This window comes from Chitinophaga caeni (assembly GCF_002557795.1).
GTDB classification, from domain to species: Bacteria; Bacteroidota; Bacteroidia; order Chitinophagales; family Chitinophagaceae; genus Chitinophaga; species Chitinophaga caeni.
Genome location: NZ_CP023777.1, coordinates 2,530,655 through 2,557,654 on the forward strand (window position 1 = coordinate 2,530,655; position 27,000 = coordinate 2,557,654).

Here is a 27,000-nt window from a genome sequence, read left to right on the forward strand (position 1 = left end):
TTAATGTTAATGTTGTAAAGCTTGTTTAAAGTTGTTAATATCGGTGCTTAAATCTACTATCTTCAAATCCGGTCTTACAGATTGCAACAAGCTCGCACCCACCGCGGAGCGGTAACCTCCGGCACAATGAATTAATACCGGTTTACCTGTTTTGATTTCACTTGCACGATCTTTCAACTCTGCCAACGGGATGTTAACACTGGTCTCGAAGATATTATTGGTAGCATGTTCTCCCTTCTGGCGGATATCCACGATGTAATATTCACCGCTTTCATCCGGGTTGCCTTTTACATTTGCACGGGTAATATCTTTTACCGGGAATTGTTTTCCAACAATAACTCCCTTCACGGCAGTTTCATACCCGATCTTCGCGGTTCTTTCCAAGATGTTTGCCTTGTCTTCATCATTTGGTACCACGATATAAAATGCTTTACCGGGATCGACCAGGCTGCCCAGCCATGTTTCGTACTTATCATTTTCTGCTGCTTGAATATTGATCGCTCCTTTTAAGTGCCCGGCTTTAAAATCTGCCTCGGGACGCGTATCCACGATATCAGCATCTTCATCAAGAATTGCATCTGCTTGCAAAGATGGAATGCCGGCTATACTGGCAGCTAATGATTCAGCGCCATTCCGGTTAATTTCCACATCGAAGGGGAAATATTTCGGGATGAAGGGCTGATCGGCTAGCAGCGATTCAACAAATTCTTCTTCGCTCATATCCTGCAATGCCCAATTGGTGATCCTTTGGTTAGCCAAGGTATCTGATAACTCATCGCTTAAATTTTTTCCGCAAAGCGAACCTGCCCCGTGAGCGGGGTATACGACCGCTTTCCCGTCAATTTGCGGTAAGATGTTTTGGATGGATTGATGCATTTGACGGGCAAGTTCCTGCCTTTTTGCATGGATCTTTCCTGCACCCTCGCGTAGATCAGGTCTGCCGACATCACCGATAAACAAGAAGTCGCCGGTAAATAACGCTACTTCCTGGCCATGCTCATCCATTAATAAATATGTATTACTATCCGGTGAATGACCGGGTGTATGTAAAGCTTTAATCGTTGCATTTCCACCGATTTGAATCGTGTCGCCATGGTTAAACGATTGGTACGGGTAACTTACCCCGACCAAGTCATTTACCAGGATTTGCGCACCTGTTTCCCGGTGAATCTGTAAATGGCTGCTGACAAAATCGGCATGCGGATGTGTTTCCAACACGTACATGATTTTACTTCCGGTGGAAGCTGCCAAGTCATAATAAGGTTTCGGATCCCTGGACGGATCAACCAGGATCATTTGCCCGTTGTTCCAAACGGCATAAGAAGCTTGTGCTAAAGGCTTATCATAAAATTGTTTGATGTTCATAACTTTCATCATTTTATACAAATGTATAGCGGATCAAATGTTTAATTCGTGACCTGGGTCACACTGCCTACTGATTTAAACCCAACATTTAACAAGGGGTAATTGTTTGAAAGTTAATTTATAAATGATTTATAATTAAATTGTTATAAATATTTTATGAGGTATGTTTCCAGTAATATATCTAATCCCCATTTTATTCACATACCCTTCCATGCGTCTCCTATTAGGCTTATATTTGCCGCATGGCTAAAAGTAAAAAAGAAGAAACACCACTTATGCAACAGCACAAGGCGATCAAGGCGAAATATCCCGGTGCCGTATTGCTGTTCAGGGTGGGCGACTTTTACGAAACATTCAACGAGGACGCCGTTATAGCTGCACAGGTTTTAGGAATCGTTTTAACAAAAAGGGCCAATGGTTCTGCATCATATGTTGATTTGGCGGGTTTCCCGCACCATTCTTTGGATACATACCTGCACAAATTAGTGAAGGCAGGCTACCGCGTTGCCGTATGCGATCAGCTCGAAGATCCTAAAACAGCCAAGGGTATCGTTAAAAGGGGCGTGACTGAAATGGTGACACCCGGCGTTGCCGTGAATGATAAACTTTTAGATAATGCCAATAATAATTTCTTAGCCGCGGTACATTTAAGTGATAAAATTAACGGCGTTGCTTTCCTGGATATATCTACGGGCGAGTTTTTCGTGGCGCAAGGAAATTTAGAATATATCGATAAGCTGTTGCAAAGTTTCAAACCGGCAGAGGTCATATTTGCTAAACAGCAACAGAAGTTTTTCAAGGAGCAATTCGGGTCTAAATTTTATACTTATACCCTCGAAGAATGGATATTTACACAAACCTATGCATACGAATTGCTATGCAAACATTTTGAAACACATTCGCTCAAGGGCTTCGGTATAGAGGGAATGAATGAAGCCGTTATTGCGGCAGGGGCGGCTATCCATTATTTAAAAGATACGGAACATCCGCATTTGCAGCACATCTCTAATATCCAGCGGATCGATCAAGATGATTTCCTTTGGATGGATCGCTTCACGATCAGGAATTTGGAACTATTACAAAGTACCGTGGAGAACGGCAATTCCTTGATACAGGTACTGGATCATACGTTGACCCCGATGGGCGCCCGGTTGTTGAAAAGATGGTTGGTATTCCCCTTGAGAGATAAATTAGCCATAGAAGAGCGTTTGAATACAGTTGAGTTTTTCATCAAGGAATCGGAATTATCTTCGGAACTCCGCCATCTTTTAAAGCAGGTCGGTGATTTGGAAAGGTTGGTGTCCAAGATACCGATGAAAAAAATTAATCCCAGGGAAGTATTGCAATTAGCGCGGGCCTTGCAACAGGTGGAATTAATCAAACATTTATTAGCAGCCAATCATAATGATTACTTGCACAAGATCAGCGAGCAACTGGATCCTTGCGCGGAGATGTTGAAACGTGTATTGAATGAAATTGATGAAAATGCTCCTGCCTTGGCAAATAAAGGCGGGGTAATGAAAGCGGGGGTGAATACGGAGCTGGATGATTTGAGGAAGATAGCGCATTCCGGCAAAGAATTTTTATTACAAATTCAACAGAAAGAATCCGAAGCTACCGGCATCCCTTCCCTGAAGATCGCGTTCAACAACGTGTTCGGTTATTACCTGGAAGTAACGAATACGCATAAGAATAAAGTACCGGAAACATGGATCAGGAAACAAACCTTGGCCAACGCGGAAAGGTATATCACGCCCGAATTAAAAGAATACGAAGAAAAAATTGTGGGCGCCGAAGAAAAAATCCAGGTGTTGGAATTACAACTGTTCGACAACCTGGTGCAGTCTTTACAACAATATATCCAGCCGATCCAACTTGATGCGCAATTATTGGCAAGGTTGGACGTGCTGTTATGCTTTGCCCAGGACGCCCTACAGTTTAAATACCGCCGACCGGAGATCACCGACGGCTACGGCATCGATATAAAAGAAGGAAGGCACCCGGTAATAGAACGGGGCTTGCCGATGGGGGAAACTTATGTAAGCAATGATTTATTGCTCGACAAGGAACAGCAGCAGATCATTATTCTTACTGGTCCTAACATGAGCGGTAAGTCGGCCCTGTTGAGGCAAACGGCCCTCATCACGCTAATGGCCCACATCGGTAGTTTCGTACCTGCCGGCAGTGCGGTCATCGGTTTAACGGATAAAATCTTCACCCGTGTTGGCGCTTCCGACAATTTAAGCGGCGGCGAATCAACCTTCATGGTGGAAATGAACGAAACGGCCAGTATCATTAATAACTTAACTGCCAGGAGCCTGGTGATTTTAGATGAAATCGGTAGGGGTACGAGTACTTACGATGGTATTTCTATTGCCTGGAGCATCGTGGAATATTTGCATGATATGACGGCGCATCATCCCAAGACATTGTTCGCCACGCACTACCATGAATTAAATGAACTGGAGAACAAGCATTCCCGCGTGAAGAATTACCATATCACGAATAAGGAAGTTGGTAATAAAATTATTTTCTTAAGAAAACTTGCCCCCGGAGGGAGCAGGCATAGCTTCGGTATCCACGTAGCTAAAATTGCCGGTATGCCGCCCCAATTAATTGACCGTGCAAATGATATCCTGAAACTTTTGGAATCGCAACATATCGATGCTTCCCTGCAATCGGCAGTAGAACAAATAGAGGCGCCGATGCCAAAGATGCAACTGAGTATTTTTGATACCCATACGGAAGTGTTCCAGGAAATACGCGAGAAATTAGAAGCTACCGATATTAACCGGCTTACTCCTGTAGAAGCTTTGTTGAAGTTGAATGAAATTAAAGCAATGTTGCATTAAATAATTTTGTCTTGATTTCTGCTGACCCGACCTTGGAAACTACAGGTTGTTTCAAGATAAATTCGAAGGTTCGAACAGGAAAATACTGGTGTCGAGTTTCAAAGCTCGGAGGTCCAAACCTGGTTCGGCTTTTGAATGTTTCCACACAAATCCCCGAAAATCATGCTGGTGTGGAGCTTCAAAGCTTGGATGCCCAAACCTGGTTCGGTTTTTGAATGCTTTGCACAAATTCCCGAAAATTATGCTGGTGTCGAGCTTCAAAGCTCGTAGGTCCAAACCTGGTTCGGCTTTTGAATGCTCTGCACAAATCCCCGAAAATCATGCTTATGCTGGTTCGAGCTTCAAAGCTCGGACCCACGCGCAAGTTAGGTCATTACAATTGTACCGAAAACGAAATGGTTCTTACTCATTACACAATAGCCAAAAAATTGCGGAATCCCTGGTGCTGACGTACAAGTTGCCCTGCCAGTGTTTCGAAACCTGTTTTTCAAATTTTCCATTTTTTCTTCATAACCGGGATGTTCGCCCTATTTGAGTGTAAGGGAAGCTAATATATATAATTTATAATTAATTTATGTCGTTTTTGTGTTCTAAATGGGTGTTTGCGTCAAATTATTTAGGTGAAAGCGCCATTTAAAAAGCCCGGTGGGGTACTTCCGAGGTGGGTGGGGGTACTTCCGAAGTGGGTGGGGGTACTTCCGAGGTGGGGGGATGGACTTCTGAACTCCGGTTTCGGGATTATTTTAAGGTCGATACCCTTCCGGTAAGTGGTAGGGGGTACTTCCGAAGTGGGGTGCTTTTTGAAATTTACCTTAAAAATGCCTTAAATGACCATTGTTTGGCAGTATTTTTTGCAAAAATGAGGCTTAAAACCCGTCTTATCCACCTATTTAATCCGAATTTGGAGTTAAAAGCACATCGATCGGAGTTCCGAAGTGGGTGGGGGTACTTCTGAAGTGGGTAGGGGTACTTCCGAAGTGGGGCCTGGCTCGTCCTAAAATTCGTTTATAGATTTTTATACAAGTACTAGCCTGGGTTTACAGTCCGAAACCTGGTTTTCTTGTTTGGATCTCTGAGTATTAACTTGGAATATCAATCCAATAAAAAAATGGCTGTTTATATGGCCCTGGGTGTTTTCCAATTCGTTATTAATGGAATTGTACCAGCCCTGGATTGTACGTGGTCCGAGCTTTGAAGCTCGAACCAGCAAAGATTTTGAGTGTTCTTGTTCGCCATCGTTTTATCAAATCGAATATGATTATTTCGGTAAACGTTCTCTAAAATATCCGTACACCCAGGTACCTGCAATCGCGCTCAAAACCACTAGGGCTACTGCAAATGCACCCGTACCTATTTGGGCAAATAATGGTCCGGGACAAGCGCCTGTCAAAGCCCAGCCCAAGCCGAAAATTAATCCGCCTATGACTTGTCCTTTCGTAAATTTCTTTGGCGTAAATATAATCGGCTCCCCATGGATGGTTTTGATATTGAATTTCTTAATGATAAAAACCGAAAGCGCCGCCACGGCAATCGCAGTTCCTATTACACCGTACATATGAAAACTTTGTAAGCGGAACATCTCCTGTATGCGGAACCAGGAAATGATTTCGGCTTTTACGAACACTACACCGAATAATACGCCCACCAAGGCATACTTGAAATTATACCACCATGGATGTGTTTTTTGTGAATCGTTGGTACAAATAGTGTCCTGGTGACGGATATCCGTCGCTGTATCTTGAATTTGTTGCATCTATTCTGAATTGATAATGTTTATAATTGCATGATATGGGGTAGTATCAAGTTTGCCATGATGAAACCACCGATCATAAAACAACAGGTTGCTACTACCGAAGGCAACTGGAAAGTACTGATCCCCATAATGGAATGACCGCTGGTACAACCCCCGGCATAACGTGTGCCGAAACCTACCAAGAAACCGCCCCCGATCATCATGACAAGTCCTCGCCATGATAACAGGGCTTCCCAGGAGATAATTTCCTTAGGAACCATGTTGCTATAATCGTGTATGCCGTAACCCGCTAATTCGTTGACCAACTTGGGATTTACCACGATAGGATCCGGATTTGCTAATACGGTGGAAGCGATGAGCCCGCCAGCTAAAATGCCACCTACGAAGAATAGGTTCCAGGCTTCTTTTTTCCAATCGTATTTGAAAAATGGAATATTGGCCGGGAAGCATGCTGCACAAGCATGCCTGAGGTTGGCCGAGATGCCGAAATGCTTATTGCCAAGGATTAACAAGGCCGGTACTACCAGGCCGATTAATGCCCCGGCCACGTACCAAGGCCATGGTTGTTTCAAAAGTTCTGTCATATGCCATTTATTTGATGGCAAAAATCTATGATTATAAGCAAGGTAGTTGTGACATTTGTCACAGCGATAGAATATATGATCCGTGCTTAAATAAAGAAAGTGCGGTAGATGCCGCACTTTCTAATAATATGGTATGAGTTTACCTATTATTTCAGTTTCTTATATAAAGAATCCCATGCATAATATTGGAATACTTTCCCATTAGACATTGCAACGAATAACCCGCCGGGAAACTTACCTCCGAAAGTAACAGGTGTTATTTCCGATCCGTCACTCTCCATCGTGGAAACAGGAATAGAACCTACCAGGGGATGATCGTTCGGGTTTTCCCGCGTTCCTTCCCTCGGGAATACGAGGAATGAATTGTCTTGTTGATTGGAAACTAATATGTACCCGGTACTATCGCTGGTGGGGTAAATTGAAATACCTTCATTGTCATCCAGGAATTTCTTTTGCCCAAATAAGGCCAACTCCGCGTTATTCGTCTTAGCAGGATCTGCATAATATTTTCTTACCCCGATATTTTCATCGGAATAGTAAACATACCCTAACCGGTTATCCACGGCGATTGCTTCTATTTCCTTCTGACCGCTAAAGGTACCGAACTTGCGAACCAGTCCTGCCGTCACGTAACCACCGGCACTATCCGCGCGCAATTCATATTGCCAAAGATAACCTTCCGCCGGGCCGTCCTTCCTGCCAACGATGGCGAAAATTGCAGAATCGCTTGGCCTGGTATACATCGCGATACCCATGGGGGCTCTCTGGGTTTCCCCTTCAAAAACCGGGATACCGCCGTTGTCGATCGGGTTCAGTTCCGGTAATTGAAAGATGCGGATCTTATTGGTTTCCCGCTCGGTCACTACCGCGATATCTACTTTTTGACCATTGAATTGTAACCCGTAAGCGACATCCACGTTATTCGGACGTTTCAGGTCACCGATCCTTTTCACGATTTTACCATCCAGGTTAAAGGCATACAAGGCCCCATCAGTATCTTTATCAGTACCGATAATTAAGCTCTGCATCGTATCGGCATGGTTGATCCAGATGGCCGGATCATCGGTGTCATGGTTGACTTGTTCTGTAGTTAATTCCGGCTTTACAGCATCTTCGGCAATCTTCAATTTCTGTTCGCAAGCTGTAAGAATAACCCCGCAAGAAAGGATGAAAAATTTATTGAAACGCATTGATTCTTTGGTTAATGTTGAAAATGAATTATAGGTCGAATTTTAAACCGGCTTGGTAACGCGGGCGGTAATATTCTGCCTGTAAGGTACGGTTTGATGCGCCTTGATAATAACGCAATGGTTGATTTGTCAAGTTATTAGCTTCTGCAAATACCCTGAAATGTTTGCTGAACTTATAAGAGGCATTTGCATCCAGGAAGAATTGGTGATCGTAATAAACATCATCGAAAGCGTCCCCGGCTAATTCATCGATATAAGCAGCGGCATAATTACCGGATAAACGTGCCGTGAACTTCTTGTTTTCGAAGCTTAATGAAGCATTGAACATATGCGGTGTGGTTCCGGGTAAGCTCACGCCTGTTCTTTTTTCTCCATCGCCATTATAAACACCGTCAGCAGTAGATTTAGTGTAAGTATAGTTCGCGTAAATACCGAAACCTTTAGCGAACCCCGGTAAGAAGTCCAACTGGCGTTGAACGGCTACTTCAAACCCGTAAACCTTCACATTGTCGCCATTGCGGGCTTGCTTGAAGGTCCAGCGATCGCCGGCCGGGATCGGGTTGTTGACACCCTTAAATTCCGCATCGAACTTGTCGGAAGTATATTGCGGATCGTTATAAACATAAATGAAGTCCTGGATATTTTTGTAGAACACGCCTGCCGATAATATACCTACAGATTTGAAATATTGCTCCGCCATAAAATCGAAGTTATAAGCATAGGCGGCTTTCAAGTTCGGGTTACCTGCGCTGATTTCCTCGTCATCCACGATGCTGCTTACATAAGGTGCGATATCATAATAGTTTGGACGTGCCAAGGAAGTTGTGGCGGCCAAACGCAGGATCAATGAATTGTTGACATCGTATTTGAACGTTAAGCTAGGTAATACGTTGGTGTAGTCGTTTTTTACACTGCGTTTGCCTGCCAGTGTTTCTTCTTCTTCCACCACGTTACCGTTATATTCCAGGTTGGTACGTTCTACACGGACACCGGCAATGAAGGATAATTTTTCCGTGATATCTTGATCCCAACGAACGTAACCTGCCGTGATATTTTCTTTGGCTTTATAATTCACCGCCAGGTATTCTTCAGGAACATCGCTTTGTTCATATTTACCATCATTAAACCTCAGGCTGCCGAGGAACGGGGCGGAAACGAACAGTCCCGGTACATAAGCGCCCGGCTGGAAATTCTTTCCATCCCAATAAACCGTGGGCATCGTGGTAAGGTTACCATATTCGTCTACCGGCTCATATTCGTAGAAGTTATTATTCCTTTCTTTATCCTTCAGTCGAAGGCGTGCACCCACTCTCAAGCGACCTTTCTGTGAAGGGATGATGCTCATCGGGAAGCGTAAGTTTACTTTGAATCCCCATTCATCTTCGCGTGTATAGTCATGGTTTTCCGATATCGTTTTAAATTCAAACCCATCATCGCTAACGCCGGGCGTATGAACCATCGGGAAGCGCATGTTTGAAAGATCCAGGTTTAAAGGGATATCTTTTTGATCAAACTCGATATAACGCTCATTCGGTCTGTCCTCGCTGGCGCGGGAAAAAGTGGCGGACCAATCCAGGTCCACTTTACTACCCAGCAGGTGTTCTCCTCTTAAAGCGTATTGCTGAACGCGTTGATCTTCCAAGCGACGATTTTTATTGCGGTTATTATCTATACCGCCTTTTGTTTGCCTGCGCTCACGGCCGGTATAACCGGTCACGTTATCGTTCCCGTCAAATTCCGGTTCAATATCGGTAAAACGGGTGCGGAACCTGTTTTCACGGTCATCGCGCCAGTTGTACATCGCGTTAAAATATACGGTATGGTTAGGGTTGAACTTGTAGTCCAAGGTAGTGGCGATACTCCTGCGGATACGTTGTACATCGTATTTACGGATTTCAACTTCTTCCGGGTAAATATTACCGAGGTCATCTTTTTTCCAAACAAATTCCACATCATCGCTACCGTAATCGTTATTGTTATAAGATGCACTCAGTATGGCGCCCAATTTATTATTGGCAAAACGGTTCCCTAAAACGAATGCGCCGTTCATGATGGCTTTTTCGCGGATCGGGTTATAACCGGATGATAAGGTTGCTGAAACACGGGGTCCATTGGGGGCTGCCCGGGTAACGAGGTTCACGGAACCGCCGATAGCATCGGCATCCATATCCGGGGTTAATGTTTTATTTACCTCGATGGTTTGAATCATGTCGGAAGGTATCAGGTCCATCTGCACGCGGCGGTTATCGCCTTCTGCGGAGGGTATGCGATCGCCGTTCAAGGTAACGGAGTTTAACTCCGGCGCTAAGCCGCGAACGATGATATTACGGGCTTCACCCTGGTCATTTTGCATGGTGATACCGGGTATACGCTTGATGGCATCCCCGATATTGGCATCGGGAAAGCGGCCCACCTGGTCAGAGGATACGATATTGGTAACGTTCGGATTATTCTTCTGTTGGTTTAAAGCTTTTGCCTGGCCCCTCAATCGATCGCCCATTACAATAACTTCTTTCCCGGCAATTCCCCCGGCCATCAAATCCATTCTCAGCACGGTATTCTTTCCGGCAGTCACCTGTATTTTTTGACTGGCCGATTCGTAACCGATATAGCTCACTTCCAGGGTATATTCCCCGGCGGGTACCCCGAGGAATTCAAATTTTCCTTGTTGATTGGAAATGGTGTAATGATTTCCGGGTAATAATTTCAAGGTGGCGCCCGGTAATGATAAGCGTTGTTGTTTGTCGGTAACAACCCCGGTAACCAACCCTGTACCTTGGGCAAAACTGTAGATGCCCAGGAAAGTTAAGAACAGGGAGAATAGAATTTTTTTCATGATTAAGTTTTAAGGATTACAGGTGGAAGTGATTTTATTCCACGACCGATTTTGGACCATTCATGCCGTTATTTTTTCGGCTTTGTAAAATTGTGCGCCTTCCTTTAAATCCCCAGTTTTTGAGCGTTAACAAAATGTGAACAGCGTTAACATGGGGGTTAACAAACAGGAAACAATGTGAACAATGGTCTTGTAATGAATTGATTATCAATAATGTTTCCCGTTACAAAATGCTCATTAACAAATTGTTACCGTAACATGATGCCAATATTAACTACAGGGATTGAATGAATAGCACCAGGTTTTCTCCCTGTTGGAGTTGCAATTTTTTCCGCAGGCGGTACCGTAAAACCCGCAAGCTATCGGGAGAGATTCCCAGCAAGGTGGCAATATCTGTAGAGCTCATATTCATTTTGAGTAAGGCAATGAGCCTAAGATCATTCGCGGTAAGATGATCGCAATGTAGTTTGAGTTTATCGAAGAAAGATTCATGTATCTGCTCAAAAATTCCCCGGAACTCTTCCCAGTGTTGATCGTGGTTGAAGTTATGATGGATCAATTGTTGTAACTGTTTCAATTGCTTTTTTTGATCCCTCCTTTCATCTTTGATCATTTCATGGATTTTGCCGTGGATATCTTCCAACAGTTGATTTTTTTGGATGATATGCAGCGTATGTGTATTGAGCACCTTGGAACGGACCTCCAGTTCTTGTTTTAAACTTTCTTCTTTCAGTTGCAACAGGTCGGTTTGGGATCGGTAGCGTTGCTGCTCTTGCTGGCGGAGTAAGGCCGTATGCTTGATGCGGAGCCTTTGCCTGCTGATAATGACCGTTGCCAGCAAAACGATCAGTATACCGCCGATGATAAAAAAGAGGATGGATTTGCGGGTATTGCGTAATTGTTCTATTTCCGTGTTCTTTTTACCGATATCGAACATGGTTTGCAGGAAGGCGAGTTGCTTGCCGCCATCTTGGGAATAAATATCGAGCAGTTGTGAGCGGGCTTGTTCCAAAAGGATAAATGCGGAATCGTCTTTACCGAGCAAGTGGTATGCCTTTGCCAAATCCCGGTAAGCGCTTGAAACTTGATAGCCTTCGTTTTTGGCGAGGGCTATGTCCAGCGCTTTTTGAGTCATTGTTAAACCGGCACGGTATTGACCCGTTTTCCGGAGTATATCCCCCAAGTTGTTATATGTTTCGATACTTGAAAGGGTATCGCCATGCAGGAGGCCCAGGTCCAGGGATTTTTTAAAATAATGGTAGGCAGAGTCAAAATGCTCCAGGTCCTCATGAATGCTGCCCAGGTTTTCATAAATTTTGGCCATCCCGGCCTCATTTTGGTCTAAGCCATAATATTGTAATGCCTTGTCCTGGAAAAAGAACGCGCTATCGTAGCGTTGCTGCTTTTCATAAAGGTGGCCAATAACCCCGAAAGTATAAGCCATCCCGTTCGGGTCGTTCAGCTTCTTGTAAATAGTAAGGGCTTGATCATAACGGTCCCTGGCTATGAGCGGCTGACGGGTATAATAATACAAGGTACCCATATCATTCAACACCTCGGCCAATAATCTATGCGCCCCTGCTGCTTCACATATTTTTGCTGCTTGGAGCAAGTAGTCCAAAGCCTGTGGATAATGCCCCATATGGAAGCATACCCTGCCCATTTCCCTCAGGTATTCCCCGGCGGCAACGGGTTGTTTGTTTTCCATGGCGCTGGAAAGTGAATCCTTCATGGCGAGGAAGTGCGCATCTTCCAACGTATCGCGGAAAGAATGTTCCAGTGGTATATTATTAGGTATTTGTGCCCGGCCGGGATTTTGGATGATGATAAACAGGCTTATAATAAGCGACGGTATTTTCATAAAGCAAAGGAAGAAGTTTAATATTAACAAATCGTTAATGACAGGTTGCAAGGGAGAGAGCGGTTTACAAGGATTCCGGGGAAAGGTTTGTTTTTGAGGGGTACAGGCCTCAAAGTATCAAAAATCGCCATGAGTCCATGCTAATTCCTATCTTTGCAGGATATGCGTAAATTAAGTATGGATGAGCTGGGCCGCAAATCTGTTGCGGAGTTCAAGGAAGCTGATAAAACGCCGCTAGTATTGATTTTGGATAATGTAAGGAGCATGCATAATGTAGGTTCCGTTTTCCGCACTGCCGATGCTTTCTTAATTCAAGGGATCGTGCTCTGCGGCTTCACACCCAAACCTCCCCACAGGGATATTCACAAAACGGCCCTAGGGGCAACGGAAACGGTAGAATGGCAATATTTTGAAAGTACTGTCGATGCCGTGGAAGCTTTAAAGAAAGACGGTTACCGGGTAATGGCCATTGAGCAGGCAGAAAATAGTATTTCCCTGGACAGGTTTACGCCGCCTGCCGAAAAACCTTTAGCCCTCGTATTCGGTAACGAAGTAGATGGGGTCGATGCAAACGTCATGAAGATCGTTGATGGCTGTATTGAAATTCCCCAGCTCGGTATGAAACATTCGCTGAATATTTCGGTGAGCACCGGGATCGTGGTATGGGACTTATTTAGCAAATGGAAACAATAACATATATTAATAATATTATAGGATATTAGAATGATGATGTCATCTACAGGCACTAAAACGATCCAAAACTATTTATCACTGGTAAAATTCAGCCATACCATTTTCGCGATGCCATTCGCGATGATCGGTTTTTTTATGGCGGTGATGAAGTCGGGAAAGACTTTCGATTGGACACTTTTCTTGTTGGTAATTTTATGCATGGTTTTCGCGAGAAGTGCTGCCATGGCCTTTAATCGCTGGTTGGATGTGGAGTTCGATAAGAAAAATCCACGCACGGCCAAGCGGGAAATCCCGGCCGGAATTATTACGCGGAAGAATGCCTTGATGTTCGTTATTGGGAATTGCCTGTTATTCATCGCAACGACATGGTTTATCAATAGGATCTGTTTTTACTTATCTCCCGTGGCGCTGCTGGTGGTTTTAGGTTATAGTTATACCAAGCGCTTTACGGCGCTTTGCCACCTGGTACTGGGGGTTGGGCTTTCCCTTGCACCGGTAGGGGCTTACCTGGCAGTAACGGGGGAATTTTCTGCTTTGCCGATCATGCTATCCGTACTGGTTTTATGCTGGGTAAGCGGGTTTGATATTATTTATTCTTTGCAGGATGAAGATTTCGATCGTTCGCAATCATTACATTCCATCCCGACCTGGTTGGGTAAAGCCGGGGGCTTAAGATTTTCCGAACTGTTACATATGATCGCCGCGGTACTAGTGGTCTTGATCGGTTATTTCGGGGATTTCGGATGGTTATACATGGTAGGCGCCGCCGGGTTTATATTAATGTTGATATTACAACACCGGTTGGTAAAGCCGCATGATCTCAGCAAGGTCAATATAGCCTTTATGACTACCAACGGTATCGCGAGCGTGGCTTATGCCGTTTTTTCAATCGTGGATATGTTCGTTACCCATGGTACGCATGGCAGGTATTTTCAAATTTTTTATTAATCATGGGCAGAATATTAGCAATCGATTATGGCCGGAAAAGAACGGGCCTCGCTGTAACAGATCCTTTAAAGATCATTGCCAGCGGCTTAACCACCGTGCCTAGTCATACCTTGGTGCAATACCTTAAACAATACACAAGCCAGGAGAGCGTGGAACTTTTCTTGGTAGGGGAGCCGAAGAACCTGGACGGCGGCACGACGGATGCAACGGTTTTCGTGGAGCAATGTGTGAACCTGCTGACTAAGCATTTCCCTTCCATACCCATCAAGCTCATGGATGAGCGATTTACGAGCAAGATGGCCTTCCGCAGTATGATCGATAGCGGGATGAAGAAAAAAGACCGCCAAAATAAGGGTTTGATCGACGAAATTAGCGCAACAATCCTGTTACAGGAGTACCTACAAACGCAGCTTTAATAAGAATTGATTAATTTTGCATTTTCATTGAACAAAAGCGTCCGAAAAACGCAAGAGATTTTAACATGATATTACCAATCGTAGCTTACGGCAACCCGGTTTTGAGAAAAGTAGCGGTAGATATTGATGCCGATTATCCCGATTTAAAACAATTGATCGCTAATATGTGGGAAACGATGTACGCCTCAAACGGTGTCGGTATCGCTGCCCCCCAAGTGAATAAATCTATCCGTTTATTCGTAGTAGATAGTAAACAGATTATCGATAACCTGGAAGAAGATGAGAAAAATGATTACCCGGGAGATGAAGGTGTCAAGGAAGTGTTTATCAATGCGCGGATCGTTGAAACCAACGGTGATGAATGGCCATACAATGAAGGCTGCCTCAGCATACCCAAAGTGAGGGAAGATGTGTACCGCGCGGAAACAGTGACCCTGCGCTACCAGGATGAGCATTTCAAGGAGCACACCAAAACATTTTTGGGCGTGACCGCGAGAGTCATCATGCATGAATACGATCATATTGACGGCATACTCTTCATCGACCATTTGAAGCCATTGAAAAAAAGGATGATCAAAAGCAAACTGGAAGATATTTCAAAAGGTAAAATTAGGGTTGATTACAAGATGTCATTTCCTAAATAAAAAGGAGAATAATTTCATATTGTAAATATTTTTCTTATTTTAGTCCTATTAAATCATTAACAAAACACCTATAACTGCAAATTGGGATCTATTCCAACATATAATGAAACCGAATTAGTAATGGGGTTGAAAGCCAAGGATCAGCAGGTCTTCGGATATTTATATGATCATTATTCTCCAGCATTATACGGTGTTATCTTGAAAGTGATTAATGATGAAACTTCCGCGAGCGATATTTTGCAGGAAGTTTTTTTGAAGATTTGGAAAAGTATTGACCGCTACGATACGGAAAAAGGCCGACTATTCACCTGGATGCTCAATATAGCCAGGAATACTGCTATCGATAGCTTACGATCCAAGGCACATAAATTGGATCAGAAAATCCAAGAGATCAGCGCTGACGTATATACACATACAAGCCAATTAACGGTTCAGCCTTCGATTGATCATCTCGGACTCTCAAAAGTGCTGGATAAACTTAACAAGGAACAACGCAAGATAATTGACCTTGCCTATTACAAGGGCTGTACACAGGATGAAATTGCCAAGATTTTAGACATCCCGCTAGGTACAGTAAAGACTAGAATGAGAAACGCTATCATTCAATTACGAAATTTATTAAAACAGTCGTAAGCAAAAGTGGACGTACAACGTTACATATCGTCAGGTATCATAGAAAGTTATGTAGCAGGTTTAGTTTCTGAACAGGAGGCTAAAGAGTTACAGGAAGCTATGTTACAATATCCTGAAGTGAAGCAAGCCGTAGATGCTTGCCAACAGGATATGGAACGCTATGTCCAGATGTTTTCCTTACAGCCGCCGAAGGTGGTTAAGGAAAAAATCTTTGAATTGATTAATAGCGATGATCTCGTAGGTCATGTCACCGCTGAGGATGCAACTGAGAAAAGTGCTTCCCCTGCCATGAAAGCTTATACCGTGGCCAGCGAATTCCCGGAAGAAGAGCATACTGATGGAGCCAGGTCCTGGAGATGGGTCGCGGCTGCCGCCATTATCTTATTGCTCATTAGCGCCGGGTTCAACTATAAATTGTATACCGATAAATCCGAACTGGATTCAAAATATCAAGCTTTACAGGTAGAACAATCTACCTTGATGGCAAAAAACCAAGTATTTCAAACCAAGTTGTCCGATATGGACAATATGATGCTTTGGATGAAAGATCCTGCCACCAAGAAGGTCATGTTACCGGGCGCCTCGAAAGATCATTCCGATTACCTGGCAACGGTTTATTGGAACCCTTCCGATCAAAATGTTTATATAGCTGCTAATAATCTCCCGGAGCCAAATGCAGATCAACAATACCAATTATGGGCCATCGTGAAAGGACAAAAAGAACCGATGGATGCCGGGGTATTTAATATGAAGGATTTGGAACATCCCATGCAAAAGATGAAACAATTCGGGGATGGCGTGATTGCTTTCGCGATAACCCTTGAAAAGAAAGGCGGCAGCGAGAAACCTACAATGCCTATCATCGTGGCCGGTAAAACCAGTTAGCTCCTCCTGCTGATTTCAATACGATCTATTTTCTTGTATTTTCTTTAACATCTATTCATTGGCGCAGTGTTTGCTACTTGAAATTCTGTTTATAACTTTGCTTCGTGAGATATATCCTGGTATTTTTTTTAAGTTTTTATTGCCTACAATCTGCTGCACAAGATACCGCTAGCTACAGGGGGATGATCGTGAATTTGGATGAATTTACGGTGAAGGCCAAGCGCCTGGGTTTTGATGTAAACAGCTTCATCAAGAGGGTGGAAGATGATACCACTTTTTACCAGGCTTTTAAACACCTGCGCCGCGTTAGCTTCGATGCTGATAATAATATAAGGATCACTTCGAAGAAGGGGGCTGACCAAGCTTCATTGGTAAGTAAAACGAGGCAACATTATGCAAATAATTGCCGTAGCATGGAAGTCCTAGAGGAAAAAACGACCGGCGATTTTTACAACCGTAAGAAAGAATACAATTATTATACGGCAGAGTTATATGCCAACCTCTTCTTTACAAAGGGTGTCGTTTGTAATGATGATGAACTGTCGCCTAAAAGCCGGTCCAGTATCGAGAAGCATAAGGGCCAATTAAAACAGTTGATCTTCAACCCGGGAAAACCTATCAAGGGCGTGCCGATCGTGGGACATAAAGTAGCGATCTTTAGTGATGGCATCCGCCAATGGTATGATTTTTCTATTAAACAGGAAGCCTATTTGGGTACTACTTGTTACGTGTTCTCCGCTGTAGTGAAACCCGGTTTAAACAAGATCAATAAAGCTGAAGTGGTGATTAATGAATTGACTACTTATTTTGATAAGGATAACTATGAAATTGTCGGTAGAAAATATTCCCTGTCTTACAAAACATTGATCTTCGATTTCGATGTAAGCATGGTCGTGCAGATGACGCATGTAGGAGATTTATTGGTGCCTTCGCTGATTACTTATGATGGTACTTGGAATGTACCTTTTAAGAAAAGGGAAACGGCGAAGTTCAAGGCACGGTTCCACCATTTTTCTGTCACGGATTAGTGGCGGATTAACGCGGGGGACACGGATTAGTTTTTGGGTTTTTGTTGGTTCTTTTTGTTTTTTCCTTCTTTTATTTTTTTCTTATTTGATGATTCTTTAGCGGATGAGGGTGATGCTGCCGGATTTTTGATATACTTTTTGAGTGATGTCGTCAGTATATTGTACCATGAAGGTGTAAGTGCCGATGGGTGCGTCATCATTTTTGAATTTTCCATTCCAACCGATGCCGGCTTGACTAGTATAGAAAAATAAATTACCCCAGCGGTCAAAGATGCTTAACCTGTATTCGCCCAGGCTGCATCTTACCCTCGGTCTGAAAAAATCATTTATGCCATCGCCGTTGGGTGAGAATGCCGAGGGGAAATATACTTCGCAGCCACAGTCTTCAATTTGTATCATGATGGAATCTGTTGCCCTGCCGCAAACGTTTTGCGCAACAATGGCATAAATGCCGGGTTGCGTAACCAGGAATTGCGGAACGGAGGAACTGTCTTGCCATTTATAATCTAATCCGGCGCCATTAGGCTGAAGGTAAAAAATATCACTGCTGCATATCGTGCTGTCTGGTCCCAGGTTAACGCGCAAGGTATCGTTATACATCACGTTGATCGAATCCGTGCTTTCGCATCGGCCGATTTGCGCATGAACATAGTAGGTCCCGGCAGAATCCACGTAAAACGTAGCTTGCGTTGAGCCGTCTTGCCAAGTATATTGCCCCGTGCCATAATCCGCAGTTAGAACCAGGAACTCACCGGTGCATATAGTAGTGTCATTTCCCAGGTCAACTACGCCCAATGAATTATAGTTGATACTCACGGTATCTACAACCTCGCAAATATTATTAATGTTAACAAATACCCAGTAATCACCGCGGCTGCTAACGTTTATACTCGGTGTTCTCGCCCCGGTACTCCAACGGTACCCCGTGGCAGCCGGATCGCTGGCGTTCAGAACAATCGTTTCGCCTGCACAGAGTAAAGAATCCGTTCCTGCTGAAAAAGGGTGCTCTGGTCCCGTAATCTGTACATTTATCGTGTCCCTGAAAATTCCGCAACCTTTAGCATTAGCTTCAACCCAATATTGTCCTGTAGCGGAAGCGGTAATTGTAGGGGATGTTTCCCCGGTACTCCATAAATATTCCGTATTCTGAGCGGTGGCGTCCAACATGATAACTTCCCCTGTGCACAATACCAGGTCTTGCCCTAGTTCGATACTCGGCATCGGGGTGTAAAAAACATTGATACTATCTTTTATTTGGCAGCCGTCAACAGTTAGTTTATAGGTCCCGGTTGTATCAACAATAAGTGAATCTAGCATCGTACTATCCTGCCACATAAAGCTAGCGCCGGGAATGTTAGGGGCGTACAATACCAGCGTTGAATCTACGCAGAGCGTAGTATCTTCCCCGAAGGGGGATGGGGTCGGTGTTACCGCCCTGATGAACTGTGTACTTGTGTCGGCAATATTATTTGAATAAGTTATTAGTTGAACAGTGTAAACTTGGGGGTTCGTATAAATATGCCAAGGCTTTTCCTTGCTATACGAAGTGTCGAATAACCCTGAAGCGGGATCTCCAAAAGTCCATCTTACCGAGTCTATTAAACTGGTATCGGCATCGATCCTGAAGAATACCGTATCGCCGAGGCAGGTTGTGCTGTATGAAAACGGGGCAGGCGCCCAAAGTAGTGATCTCTTTGCGGGATGCGTATAGGCTACCAGGAAAGAAATAGTGGCTAATACTAATAAGATAGCGCATGTATATTGGCGAAGGCTTTTCATGAATAGTATGGTAGAGCACTAAATTAATAGAAAAATTTATATGCAAAAACTATAAACTGAAATTTGGTGGTCTTACCTCCGCAAATAGTTATGATTCTTCCCCGTTTCTCCAGCCCATATAGCGGCGCCATTTTTCGATGACCGAGCTGAAATCTTCAGGCATCGGGCTTTCGAAGTGCATTTCTTTGCCGGTGGTTGGGTGAACAAACCCGAGCGTCCTGGCATGAAGTGCATGCCTGGGCATGATTTCGAAGCAATTATCTACAAATTGCTTGTACTTAGCAAAAACGGTTCCTTTCACGATGCGGTTACCACCGTAAGTATCATCATTGAATAATGAATGTCCCACGTGCTGCATATGCACCCTGATTTGATGTGTTCTACCGGTTTCCAGCCGGCATTCGATCAAGGTAACGTAGTTAAACCGCTCTAAAACCTTGTAGTGGGTGATTGCTTCCTTCCCGTAATCGCCTTCGGGGTAAACATCCATGATTTTGCGGAAGCGCTGGTGACGCCCAACATGCCCGGTAATGGTGCCTTCCTCTTCTTCGAAGTCGCCCCAGGCAAGGGCTACATAGCGTCTTTGCACGGTATGATCCGCAAATTGCTTGGCGAGTAGGTTCAGGGTTTGTTCATTTTTACCGATAACGAGCAAGCCGCTTGTATTTTTGTCGATCCGGTGCACCAATCCCATACGTGTTAATACCGGCTCGGTAAGGTTGTCTTTATCTTCTGCCAGGTAATAAGCCAAACCGTTTACCAGCGTTCCCGAATAGTTACCACAACCCGGATGAACTACCATCCCGGCGGGTTTATCGATTACCATCAGGTCATCATCTTCATAAACGATGCTCAAGGGTATATTTTCAGGTAAAACCTCGTTATTCTCAGGATTTTTACTTGAAAAAACGATGATTTTATCGGATGGCTTTATTTTATAATTTGATTTGACAGCTTTGTCATTCACGAGTACATGGCCATTTTCGATGGCTTGCTGGATTTTATTGCGGGTCGCACCTTCAATACGTTGCATGAGGAATTTATCGATACGTAAAGGTTCTTGACCTTTATCTACCGTCATATTGATCCGCTCAAACAGTTCCTCACTGCCATCGCCATTCTCCAGTTCGTCATCCAAATCCAGCAATTCTTCGTTCATGTATGAAAAATTTTTGCAAAGGTACGAAAACGTAAGCGGATCGGGTACATTCGTTCGATATATGGAAAATGATTGATAATTTTGCAGCATGAAACAACCGGAAGTGCAACAAGTGTGGTTGAAAGATCTTGGGAAGATTGATTACCAGGATGCTTGGGATCTGCAAGAACAGTTATTACAGCAAAACCTCGCGGTTAAGAAACAGGTTCGTGATGCCGGCGAGGGGAATCACACCGGTTTAAATACGCGGCACCACCTGCTTTTCTGCGAACATTCCCCCGTTTATACCCTTGGTAAAAGCGGCCATTTGGAAAACTTATTGATCAATAACCAGCAATTGCAGGAAAGGGGGATTCAATTTGTTCATACGAACCGCGGTGGTGATATCACCTTCCACGGCGAAGGACAAATTGTTGGCTATCCCATCTTGGATTTAGAACAATTTTATACTGATATCGGTAAATATCTGCGGAATATCGAGGAGGTTATTATCAAGGTATTGGCGCATTACAATATTAAGGGAGACCGTTCGAAGGGCGAAACGGGTGTTTGGCTTGATCCTCATGACCCGGCCAAAGCCCGGAAAATTTGCGCGATGGGCGTTCGTTGCAGCCGCTGGGTAACGATGCATGGCTTTGCATTGAATGTAAATACGGATATGAACTATTTTAACTATATCGTTCCTTGCGGCATCGTTGATAAGAAAGTAACTTCCCTGGAACAAGAGCTTGGTCGCAGCGTGGATATGGACGAAGTAAAGGGGCTGATCCGGGAAGCTTTCCAACAAGTATTTGAGGTGCAGGTAAAGGATGAAATGCCCATGGGATAAGTTCGTCCGCTACCGCTTGAAAAGATAAGCCTGGGTATTTGATAATAGCAGTAAAAAAATGGGGTGTCATAAGTTAAATCTTAATACACCCCATTTTTTTATCACGAATCTTATGATCGGTAATTCAGCGGAATAAAGAAATTCCACCTTTCCATCAGGGAGCTCCCTTTGAATATTTCGAACTTAAACCAACCGGAATGCAAGAAAATTCCCTTTTCGAGAATTAGGAAAGGCTCTTTTATCTCTTTTATTTCAAACAAAAATTCCCCGGTTTGTTCATAAAAACGTACCCTGAACCTTTGCTTGGGAGCATCCGGCAATTTAATATTCACGTTGCCATCGGCGGTAGTGTAAATATAATTTGATGGTTTCCAAGGAATCCTTTCTGGCTCTTTCGAGCCGTTCTCATCCTTGGAGATTTCCCTGATCTCCTGTGCCGTAAGCTTAGCATCACCGCGGATGGTTGAATCCGGCAAGGCTTCCTGTACATCCGAATACATGTATTTGCCATTGCCGAATAAAATAAACAGCCGGTAGAAATTCCTACCGGGTAAAGGTTTATTATCGAGGTATGCGTTCCTGATCGCAGCAGGAGAACTGGCATAACCGACGGTGCTGAAGTTGATCACGCTGTCGAGTGAGCGTTGAATCCCGATTTGTTGTATCCCTTTAAACCCGCTTATCCATTCCAACTGGATTTTCCCGGTCTTGATGACTGCCGAAAATTTGGGTAATACCGGTGGCATATATTCTTGTGCCCGCAACCCGGTAGATACCAAAATAAACAGGAGGGCTGCAACACAAAAACGTACTAATTGCTTCATATTTCTATCCAAGAACACTTAAAGGTGGCAAAAATACATTGTTGCCGCCAAAAATAATAAACTAGCTTAAAAGATTAAACTGCCGCCGGGTAAGGATCGGTTTCCCTGTAAGCCGCCGGTATGTATGATTAATACACTTGATCCCGCAGGGAAAAGTCCGCTCATGGCTTGATCACGGATAGCCATCAACATTTTTCCAGTGTAAATCATATCCGTCGGGATACCGGTTTCCGTATAAAAATCATTCATAAATTGAAATAATTCATGGTTTGTTTTCCCGTAACCACCTTGACTTACACCGTGAAATATCTGCCAATTTCCCCGGCTGGGTACTTTTAACAAACTTTTTACATCATTGTCTAAACTTACCGCATTTTTTAAAGCGGAATACCCCCAGGTATATTGCCCGGGCAGCGAAGCGTTGATCAGCCCGGCCAAGGTGGTGCCGGTACCTACGGGGCAGGTGATGTGGCTGAAGTTATCCAGTTGTTCTATTGACAAGATTTCTTCGCAGCCTGCCGCCCCCAGGGGGTGATGCCCTCCTTCTGGAACGATATAACTGTTTGGAAATTGTTCCAGCCAATCGATATGCATTTTTTCCCTGTAACGATGTCTATCGATAAAATGTAATTGCATACCTGCTTGACGGGCTTCTTGCAAGGTGTGGCTCCAGGTCTTTGGCTCTTCCCCGCGGATGATGCCGGCAGTAGGGATGCCCATTTCCCTGCAAGCAGCTGCCGTCGCGGCAATATGGTTGGAATACGCACCGCCGAAAGTGATTAGTTGCTGATAATTCCCCTGCTGGAAAAGTGCCAGGTGATGCTTGAGCTTGAACCATTTATTTCCCTGTATGGCCGGGTGAATAAGATCTAAACGCAGCATGGCTGCCCGGATGGAACCTGGCAGCCATGCTGTGTTGAAATATTGTACCGGTATGGAATTATTTAACTTCATTCGAACTTTCCGTTCGGACAAATTTAGCCATTCGATATTAATCGTGAAAAACCATCTTGGATAGACCCAAGGCGGTTTTCCCTTGAATGCCTATTTTGGCTTGGAGCGATTTCCCGCCCCCGAGATCGAAATAGCGTATCACGAATTTATGGTAGCCTTTCCTTAAAGGGATGCTTGATTTTTTTAATACTGCGCCGTGTTCTCCATCGTTATCAACCACGAGTTCGTCACCGATATACATTACAGAGCCATCATCGCTGCTAAGGCTACATTCGTATAGTCCATCCGCTGGAATTTGCAGGTAACCTGAATATTCAACGGTGAAAGGGCTGTTTACACTGAATTTATTTATATCAATATCGTTAGCGATACCGCTTTGAGCATTTGCTGAAGGGATAGGGGACTTAATATCAAGCCTTTGATTAACCGTTTTATACGATAATCCCTGTCCTTTAGGAACTGCTGGAGTTGCCGCCAGGTAAGATTTGTGGGTATAAGTAGCTGTGAATACCTTACTTTTCCTTCCGGAAGGCAGCATAACCACGCACTTCAAGGTTTTGGTACTGCCATCGGGAAGCTGGATATTAAAAGGAGCCGTATATAAGGGACTGCTATTGGTAGGTTCGCTACCATCGAGTGTATAACGGATAATGGAACTTTTAACAGGTGGCTTTAAGCTCACGCGAACAGCATTTTGCGTGGTAACAACATCCTCTAAGCCAACGGGTTCCGGCACGCGGAAGTTCACGTAATGCTGATCCAGGCGGAACAAGGCATTTTCCAGCTTTTTCAGGAATTCACCGTAATCTTTTTTGGCGGCGGGAGACCAGGCAATTTCAGCAACAGCCAGGGCCCTCGGGTAAGTCATATAATCAGCCACGGTACCATTCGGAATATATTCCGTCCAAACATTGGCTTGAACTCCCTTGATATATTTTTTCTCTTCCGCGGTCAGTTCTGCCGGCAGCGGTTCATAGTTATATACTTTGCTTAAAGGCAGGTTGCCCCCGATATTTAAATACGGTTCCGTAGCCGGGTCGCCCTGGTAATAATCGAGGTATAAATATTGGTTGGGCGTCATGATGACATCATGTTTCTGTTTGGCTGCTTCGATGCCGCCCTGTTCTCCCCTCCAGCTCATCACGGTTGCGTTTGGAGCCAGTCCGCCTTCGAGTATCTCATCCCAGCCAATGATTTGACGACCTTTACTATTTAAATATTTCTCCATCCGGGTGATGAAATAACTTTGCAGGTCATGTTCATTTTTAAGATGTAAATCCTTGATACGTTTTTGACATTTGGGGCATTCTTTCCAACGATCCTTGGGGCATTCATCGCCCCCGATATGGATATATTTGCCGGGGAAGATTTGAATAACTTCATCGAGTACATCTTGAAGAAATAAGAATACGGAATCATTCCCGGCACAATAAACATCTTTGAATACACCCCATTTTTCGCCCACTTCGTAAGGCCCACCGGTGCAACCTAAATATGGATAAGCAGCCAATGCCGCCAATGCATGACCCGGCATCTCGATTTCCGGAATAATGGTAACATGTCTATCTTCTGCATATTTTACGAGGTCTCTCAATTCTGCCTGCGTGTAATATCCGGCATGTTCTTTCCCATCATATTGGCTGCTTTGTCCCAAGCGCCCAACCAAGGTTTCTTTCCTAGATGAAGCGATGCTTTGCAACCTGGGGTATTTTTTTATTTCTACCCTCCAACCCTGGTCATCGGTCAAATGGAAATGAAAACGGTTGAACTTGTATTGCGACATGATATCGATATACTTCTTCACGTAGGTCATCGGCATAAAATGCCTGCACACGTCGAGCATCAAACCGCGGTACGCAAACCTTGGCTTATCATTGATCTGCACGTTGCGGATCACCAATTTCTGGATATGTTCCAAGGGTAACAAGCGATTGAAAGTTTGCAGTCCATAGAACAAACCCGCCCCTTGTCCTTTGATTAATATTTTATTATTAGCAATTGTCAATTGATAACCTTCCGGTTCCGGGTAGGAATCATCTTCAATCAAAGCAATAGAATGCGTTTCATTGGCGGAAGCTGCCTTGTTTTCCAAGCGGAATCCATAATTCTCATCCAGGAAGAGATTTAATAGTTCCAAGGTTTTTTCGGCGGCTTCTCCTTGCGTGTACACTTTAATGAGCGGCGTCAAGGTGAAACTACCGGGTAACACTTTCATTTCAGCCGGTTCAGGCAATATAGGAGCCGAAGCCACCTGGGGCGTCGGTCTTTTCTTGTAATATCTTTTCCTTTGCGAAAATGCACTAACGCATAGCAACGTGGATAATGTGAATAAAACTAATTTTTTCATATGGAATGACTTCTAATCTAGTTGACAGTTTCAGGTTAAAACTCGTGAATGCTATATTGTTCTTATTTATTTATTTGCCTTAGCCGTTAAGTCCACCTTTACCCCGGTATAATTTAACCGGTTTGTCCAGCTTCACTTTAAGTACGGTCATATATTCATCCTGGACATCTTTCGGCACATTAATATAAACGAGACCGGGTACAGGACTCCAAGATATTTTACCAACGATTTTATGCGACAGGTGGCGGTTGCTTCCCCCGAGCACCGTAATATCTTCAATCTTGTTATCCAACCCCTTGATCATGACCGGGCCGCTCACGTTGCCAGCAAGGAACAGGTATAAACTCGTAGAATCTTTGGACAAGGTGCTGGGGCCGTAAAAATGACCTTGCGGCAGACCTGCTACCGTACCGAAAATGGCCTCTGCATGTTTTTTGTTCCATTTGCCCAGCTCTTTTAATACGTGCACCTGTTGCGGTGGAATTGTACCATCTTGCATCGGGCCTATATCCAGTAGCATATTTCCGCCGTTGCTGATCGCATCTGCGAAAATAGTGATGATTTCATAAGGTGTTTTCCAGTTTGTATCCTGCGGTTGGTATCCCCAGTTATTATTAATCGTCATACATAATTCCCACCAATGGAAATGCGGCCTGACCACCGGGAAGTTTTGCTCCGGCGTATCGTAATCACCATAACCTTGCAAGCGGCCGTTAATAATAGTATTCGGATTGTTTTTAGTTAAAAGTTGGCGGATGCCTTGCGCGTTCCATTCTTCCGCGCTGTGTTCCCAATCCCCGTCAAACCACCACAGGTCCGGGTTGAATTGAGTAGACAGCTCAGATAATTGCCCCATTAGGAAGTTTTGGAAATGTTTCCAACGATCGGGTTGCTCTTTAATTTTATAGCGGCTACTATCTTTCAGGAACCCGGGATAATCATCACGGCTCCAGTCTAATAAGGAGAAATAAGCGCCGGCCTTGATATTGTTTTTACGTAAAGCCTTGAATAATGGAGTAACCAGGTCCCTTTTGGCCGGGGTTTTCTTCACTGTATTTAAATCGGAAAGCTTCGTATTCCAGAGAGCCACACCATCGTGATGCTTGGTAGTAATAACGGCGTACCTGGCGCCGGATTCGCGGATGAGCTCGGCCCATGCTTCGGGATCGTAATGCGAAGCGGTGAACCCATCCAGTTGTTTCATATAATCGGGGTAGCTGATTTTCTTGTTATGAAAACTCCAGGATTCATCGATCCCGTTGACGGCGTAAATACCATAATGGATAAAAATTCCCAATTTGGCATCGGCAAACCATTGCATTTTGGCTTCGATTTCCTTCGGATCCGTCTTTTGTTGGCTATTGGCATGCATCAGGGCACACATGAGTAGGCATCCTAATACGAATATTCTTTTCATTTC

Annotated in this window: 21 protein-coding genes; 9 read left to right on the forward strand and 12 right to left on the reverse strand. The window is 44.1% G+C overall.

The annotated features are described in order from the left end of the window. Nucleotides 1-6 precede the first annotated feature (6 nt). On the reverse strand, nucleotides 7-1,365 hold the full coding sequence (locus COR50_RS10820; protein WP_098196190.1) for an MBL fold metallo-hydrolase: 1,359 nt from the start codon (nucleotides 1,363-1,365) through the stop codon (nucleotides 7-9). A 242-nt stretch (nucleotides 1,366-1,607) separates the two neighbouring features. On the opposite strand from COR50_RS10820, the gene mutS reads away from it, so the two are divergent. Beyond that, nucleotides 1,608-4,217: a DNA mismatch repair protein MutS gene (gene mutS / locus COR50_RS10825; RefSeq protein WP_098193995.1), complete on the forward strand. Its 2,610-nt coding sequence runs from the start codon at nucleotides 1,608-1,610 to the stop codon at nucleotides 4,215-4,217. Between the two features lie 1,258 nt (nucleotides 4,218-5,475). Here mutS and COR50_RS10835 read toward each other — a convergent pair. From COR50_RS10835 to COR50_RS10855, 5 genes are all read right to left on the reverse strand, one after another. Then, a complete protein-coding gene (locus COR50_RS10835; protein WP_098193997.1) occupies nucleotides 5,476-5,970 on the reverse strand; it encodes a DUF6691 family protein in 495 nt (164 codons plus the stop codon). 20 nt (nucleotides 5,971-5,990) lie between these two features. Further along, complete coding sequence (locus COR50_RS10840) at nucleotides 5,991-6,671, reverse strand: YeeE/YedE family protein (RefSeq protein WP_394336710.1); 681 nt, start codon at nucleotides 6,669-6,671, stop codon at nucleotides 5,991-5,993. 29 nt (nucleotides 6,672-6,700) lie between these two features. Beyond that, nucleotides 6,701-7,744, reverse strand: coding sequence for a phytase (locus tag COR50_RS10845; RefSeq protein ID WP_098193999.1), 1,044 nt, complete (start codon nucleotides 7,742-7,744; stop codon nucleotides 6,701-6,703). A 28-nt stretch (nucleotides 7,745-7,772) separates the two neighbouring features. Beyond that, nucleotides 7,773-10,580 (reverse strand): TonB-dependent receptor, encoded by a 2,808-nt coding sequence (locus COR50_RS10850; RefSeq protein WP_098194000.1) that lies wholly within the window; start codon nucleotides 10,578-10,580, stop codon nucleotides 7,773-7,775. A 274-nt stretch (nucleotides 10,581-10,854) separates the two neighbouring features. Next, nucleotides 10,855-12,441 carry a tetratricopeptide repeat protein gene (locus COR50_RS10855; protein WP_098194001.1) on the reverse strand — a complete coding sequence of 529 codons (1,587 nt, stop codon included), beginning with the start codon at nucleotides 12,439-12,441 and terminating at the stop codon, nucleotides 10,855-10,857. A gap of 162 nt (nucleotides 12,442-12,603) precedes the next feature. On the opposite strand from COR50_RS10855, the gene COR50_RS10860 reads away from it, so the two are divergent. The 7 genes from COR50_RS10860 (at nucleotide 12,604) to COR50_RS10890 (ending at nucleotide 17,688) form a co-directional block, all read left to right on the forward strand. Continuing rightward, a complete protein-coding gene (locus tag COR50_RS10860; protein WP_232516351.1) occupies nucleotides 12,604-13,134 on the forward strand; it encodes an RNA methyltransferase in 531 nt (176 codons plus the stop codon). Between the two features lie 30 nt (nucleotides 13,135-13,164). Beyond that, the gene (locus tag COR50_RS10865) at nucleotides 13,165-14,082 is read left to right on the forward strand and encodes a UbiA-like polyprenyltransferase (RefSeq protein WP_232516352.1); all 918 of its coding nucleotides are present in this window, start codon (nucleotides 13,165-13,167) and stop codon (nucleotides 14,080-14,082) included. A gap of 2 nt (nucleotides 14,083-14,084) precedes the next feature. Further along, nucleotides 14,085-14,498 (forward strand): Holliday junction resolvase RuvX, encoded by a 414-nt coding sequence (ruvX, locus tag COR50_RS10870; protein ID WP_098194002.1) that lies wholly within the window; start codon nucleotides 14,085-14,087, stop codon nucleotides 14,496-14,498. Between the two features lie 65 nt (nucleotides 14,499-14,563). Continuing rightward, a complete protein-coding gene (def, locus tag COR50_RS10875; RefSeq protein ID WP_098194003.1) occupies nucleotides 14,564-15,142 on the forward strand; it encodes a peptide deformylase in 579 nt (192 codons plus the stop codon). A gap of 81 nt (nucleotides 15,143-15,223) precedes the next feature. Then, on the forward strand, nucleotides 15,224-15,775 hold the full coding sequence (locus tag COR50_RS10880; protein WP_198405824.1) for an RNA polymerase sigma factor: 552 nt from the start codon (nucleotides 15,224-15,226) through the stop codon (nucleotides 15,773-15,775). Between the two features lie 6 nt (nucleotides 15,776-15,781). Beyond that, complete coding sequence (locus tag COR50_RS10885) at nucleotides 15,782-16,660, forward strand: anti-sigma factor (RefSeq protein WP_098194005.1); 879 nt, start codon at nucleotides 15,782-15,784, stop codon at nucleotides 16,658-16,660. A gap of 104 nt (nucleotides 16,661-16,764) precedes the next feature. Next, complete coding sequence (locus COR50_RS10890; RefSeq protein ID WP_098194006.1) at nucleotides 16,765-17,688, forward strand: hypothetical protein; 924 nt, start codon at nucleotides 16,765-16,767, stop codon at nucleotides 17,686-17,688. 96 nt (nucleotides 17,689-17,784) lie between these two features. On the opposite strand, the gene COR50_RS10895 is transcribed toward COR50_RS10890, so the two are convergent. Together COR50_RS10895 and COR50_RS10900 are read right to left on the reverse strand one after the other, a co-directional pair. Further along, nucleotides 17,785-19,467 carry a T9SS type B sorting domain-containing protein gene (locus COR50_RS10895; RefSeq protein ID WP_098194007.1) on the reverse strand — a complete coding sequence of 561 codons (1,683 nt, stop codon included), beginning with the start codon at nucleotides 19,465-19,467 and terminating at the stop codon, nucleotides 17,785-17,787. Between the two features lie 88 nt (nucleotides 19,468-19,555). Then, nucleotides 19,556-20,626, reverse strand: coding sequence for an RluA family pseudouridine synthase (locus tag COR50_RS10900; RefSeq protein ID WP_098194008.1), 1,071 nt, complete (start codon nucleotides 20,624-20,626; stop codon nucleotides 19,556-19,558). 88 nt (nucleotides 20,627-20,714) lie between these two features. On the opposite strand from COR50_RS10900, the gene lipB reads away from it, so the two are divergent. Beyond that, a complete protein-coding gene (gene lipB / locus COR50_RS10905; RefSeq protein WP_098194009.1) occupies nucleotides 20,715-21,455 on the forward strand; it encodes a lipoyl(octanoyl) transferase LipB in 741 nt (246 codons plus the stop codon). Nucleotides 21,456-21,565: 110 nt separating this feature from the next. Here the strand turns inward: lipB and COR50_RS10910 are convergent, their stop codons facing one another. The 4 genes from COR50_RS10910 to COR50_RS10925 all read right to left on the reverse strand — a co-directional run bounded on the left by COR50_RS10910 (nucleotide 21,566) and on the right by COR50_RS10925 (nucleotide 26,997). Next, nucleotides 21,566-22,279 carry a hypothetical protein gene (locus tag COR50_RS10910; RefSeq protein ID WP_098194010.1) on the reverse strand — a complete coding sequence of 238 codons (714 nt, stop codon included), beginning with the start codon at nucleotides 22,277-22,279 and terminating at the stop codon, nucleotides 21,566-21,568. Nucleotides 22,280-22,345: 66 nt separating this feature from the next. Then, nucleotides 22,346-23,233: a 1-aminocyclopropane-1-carboxylate deaminase/D-cysteine desulfhydrase gene (locus COR50_RS10915; protein ID WP_098194011.1), complete on the reverse strand. Its 888-nt coding sequence runs from the start codon at nucleotides 23,231-23,233 to the stop codon at nucleotides 22,346-22,348. A gap of 37 nt (nucleotides 23,234-23,270) precedes the next feature. Then, on the reverse strand, nucleotides 23,271-25,580 hold the full coding sequence (locus COR50_RS10920) for a family 20 glycosylhydrolase (RefSeq protein WP_098194012.1): 2,310 nt from the start codon (nucleotides 25,578-25,580) through the stop codon (nucleotides 23,271-23,273). 79 nt (nucleotides 25,581-25,659) lie between these two features. Further along, nucleotides 25,660-26,997, reverse strand: a complete 1,338-nt coding sequence (locus tag COR50_RS10925) for an alpha-L-fucosidase (protein WP_098194013.1) — start codon at nucleotides 26,995-26,997, stop codon at nucleotides 25,660-25,662. Nucleotides 26,998-27,000 lie beyond the last annotated feature (3 nt).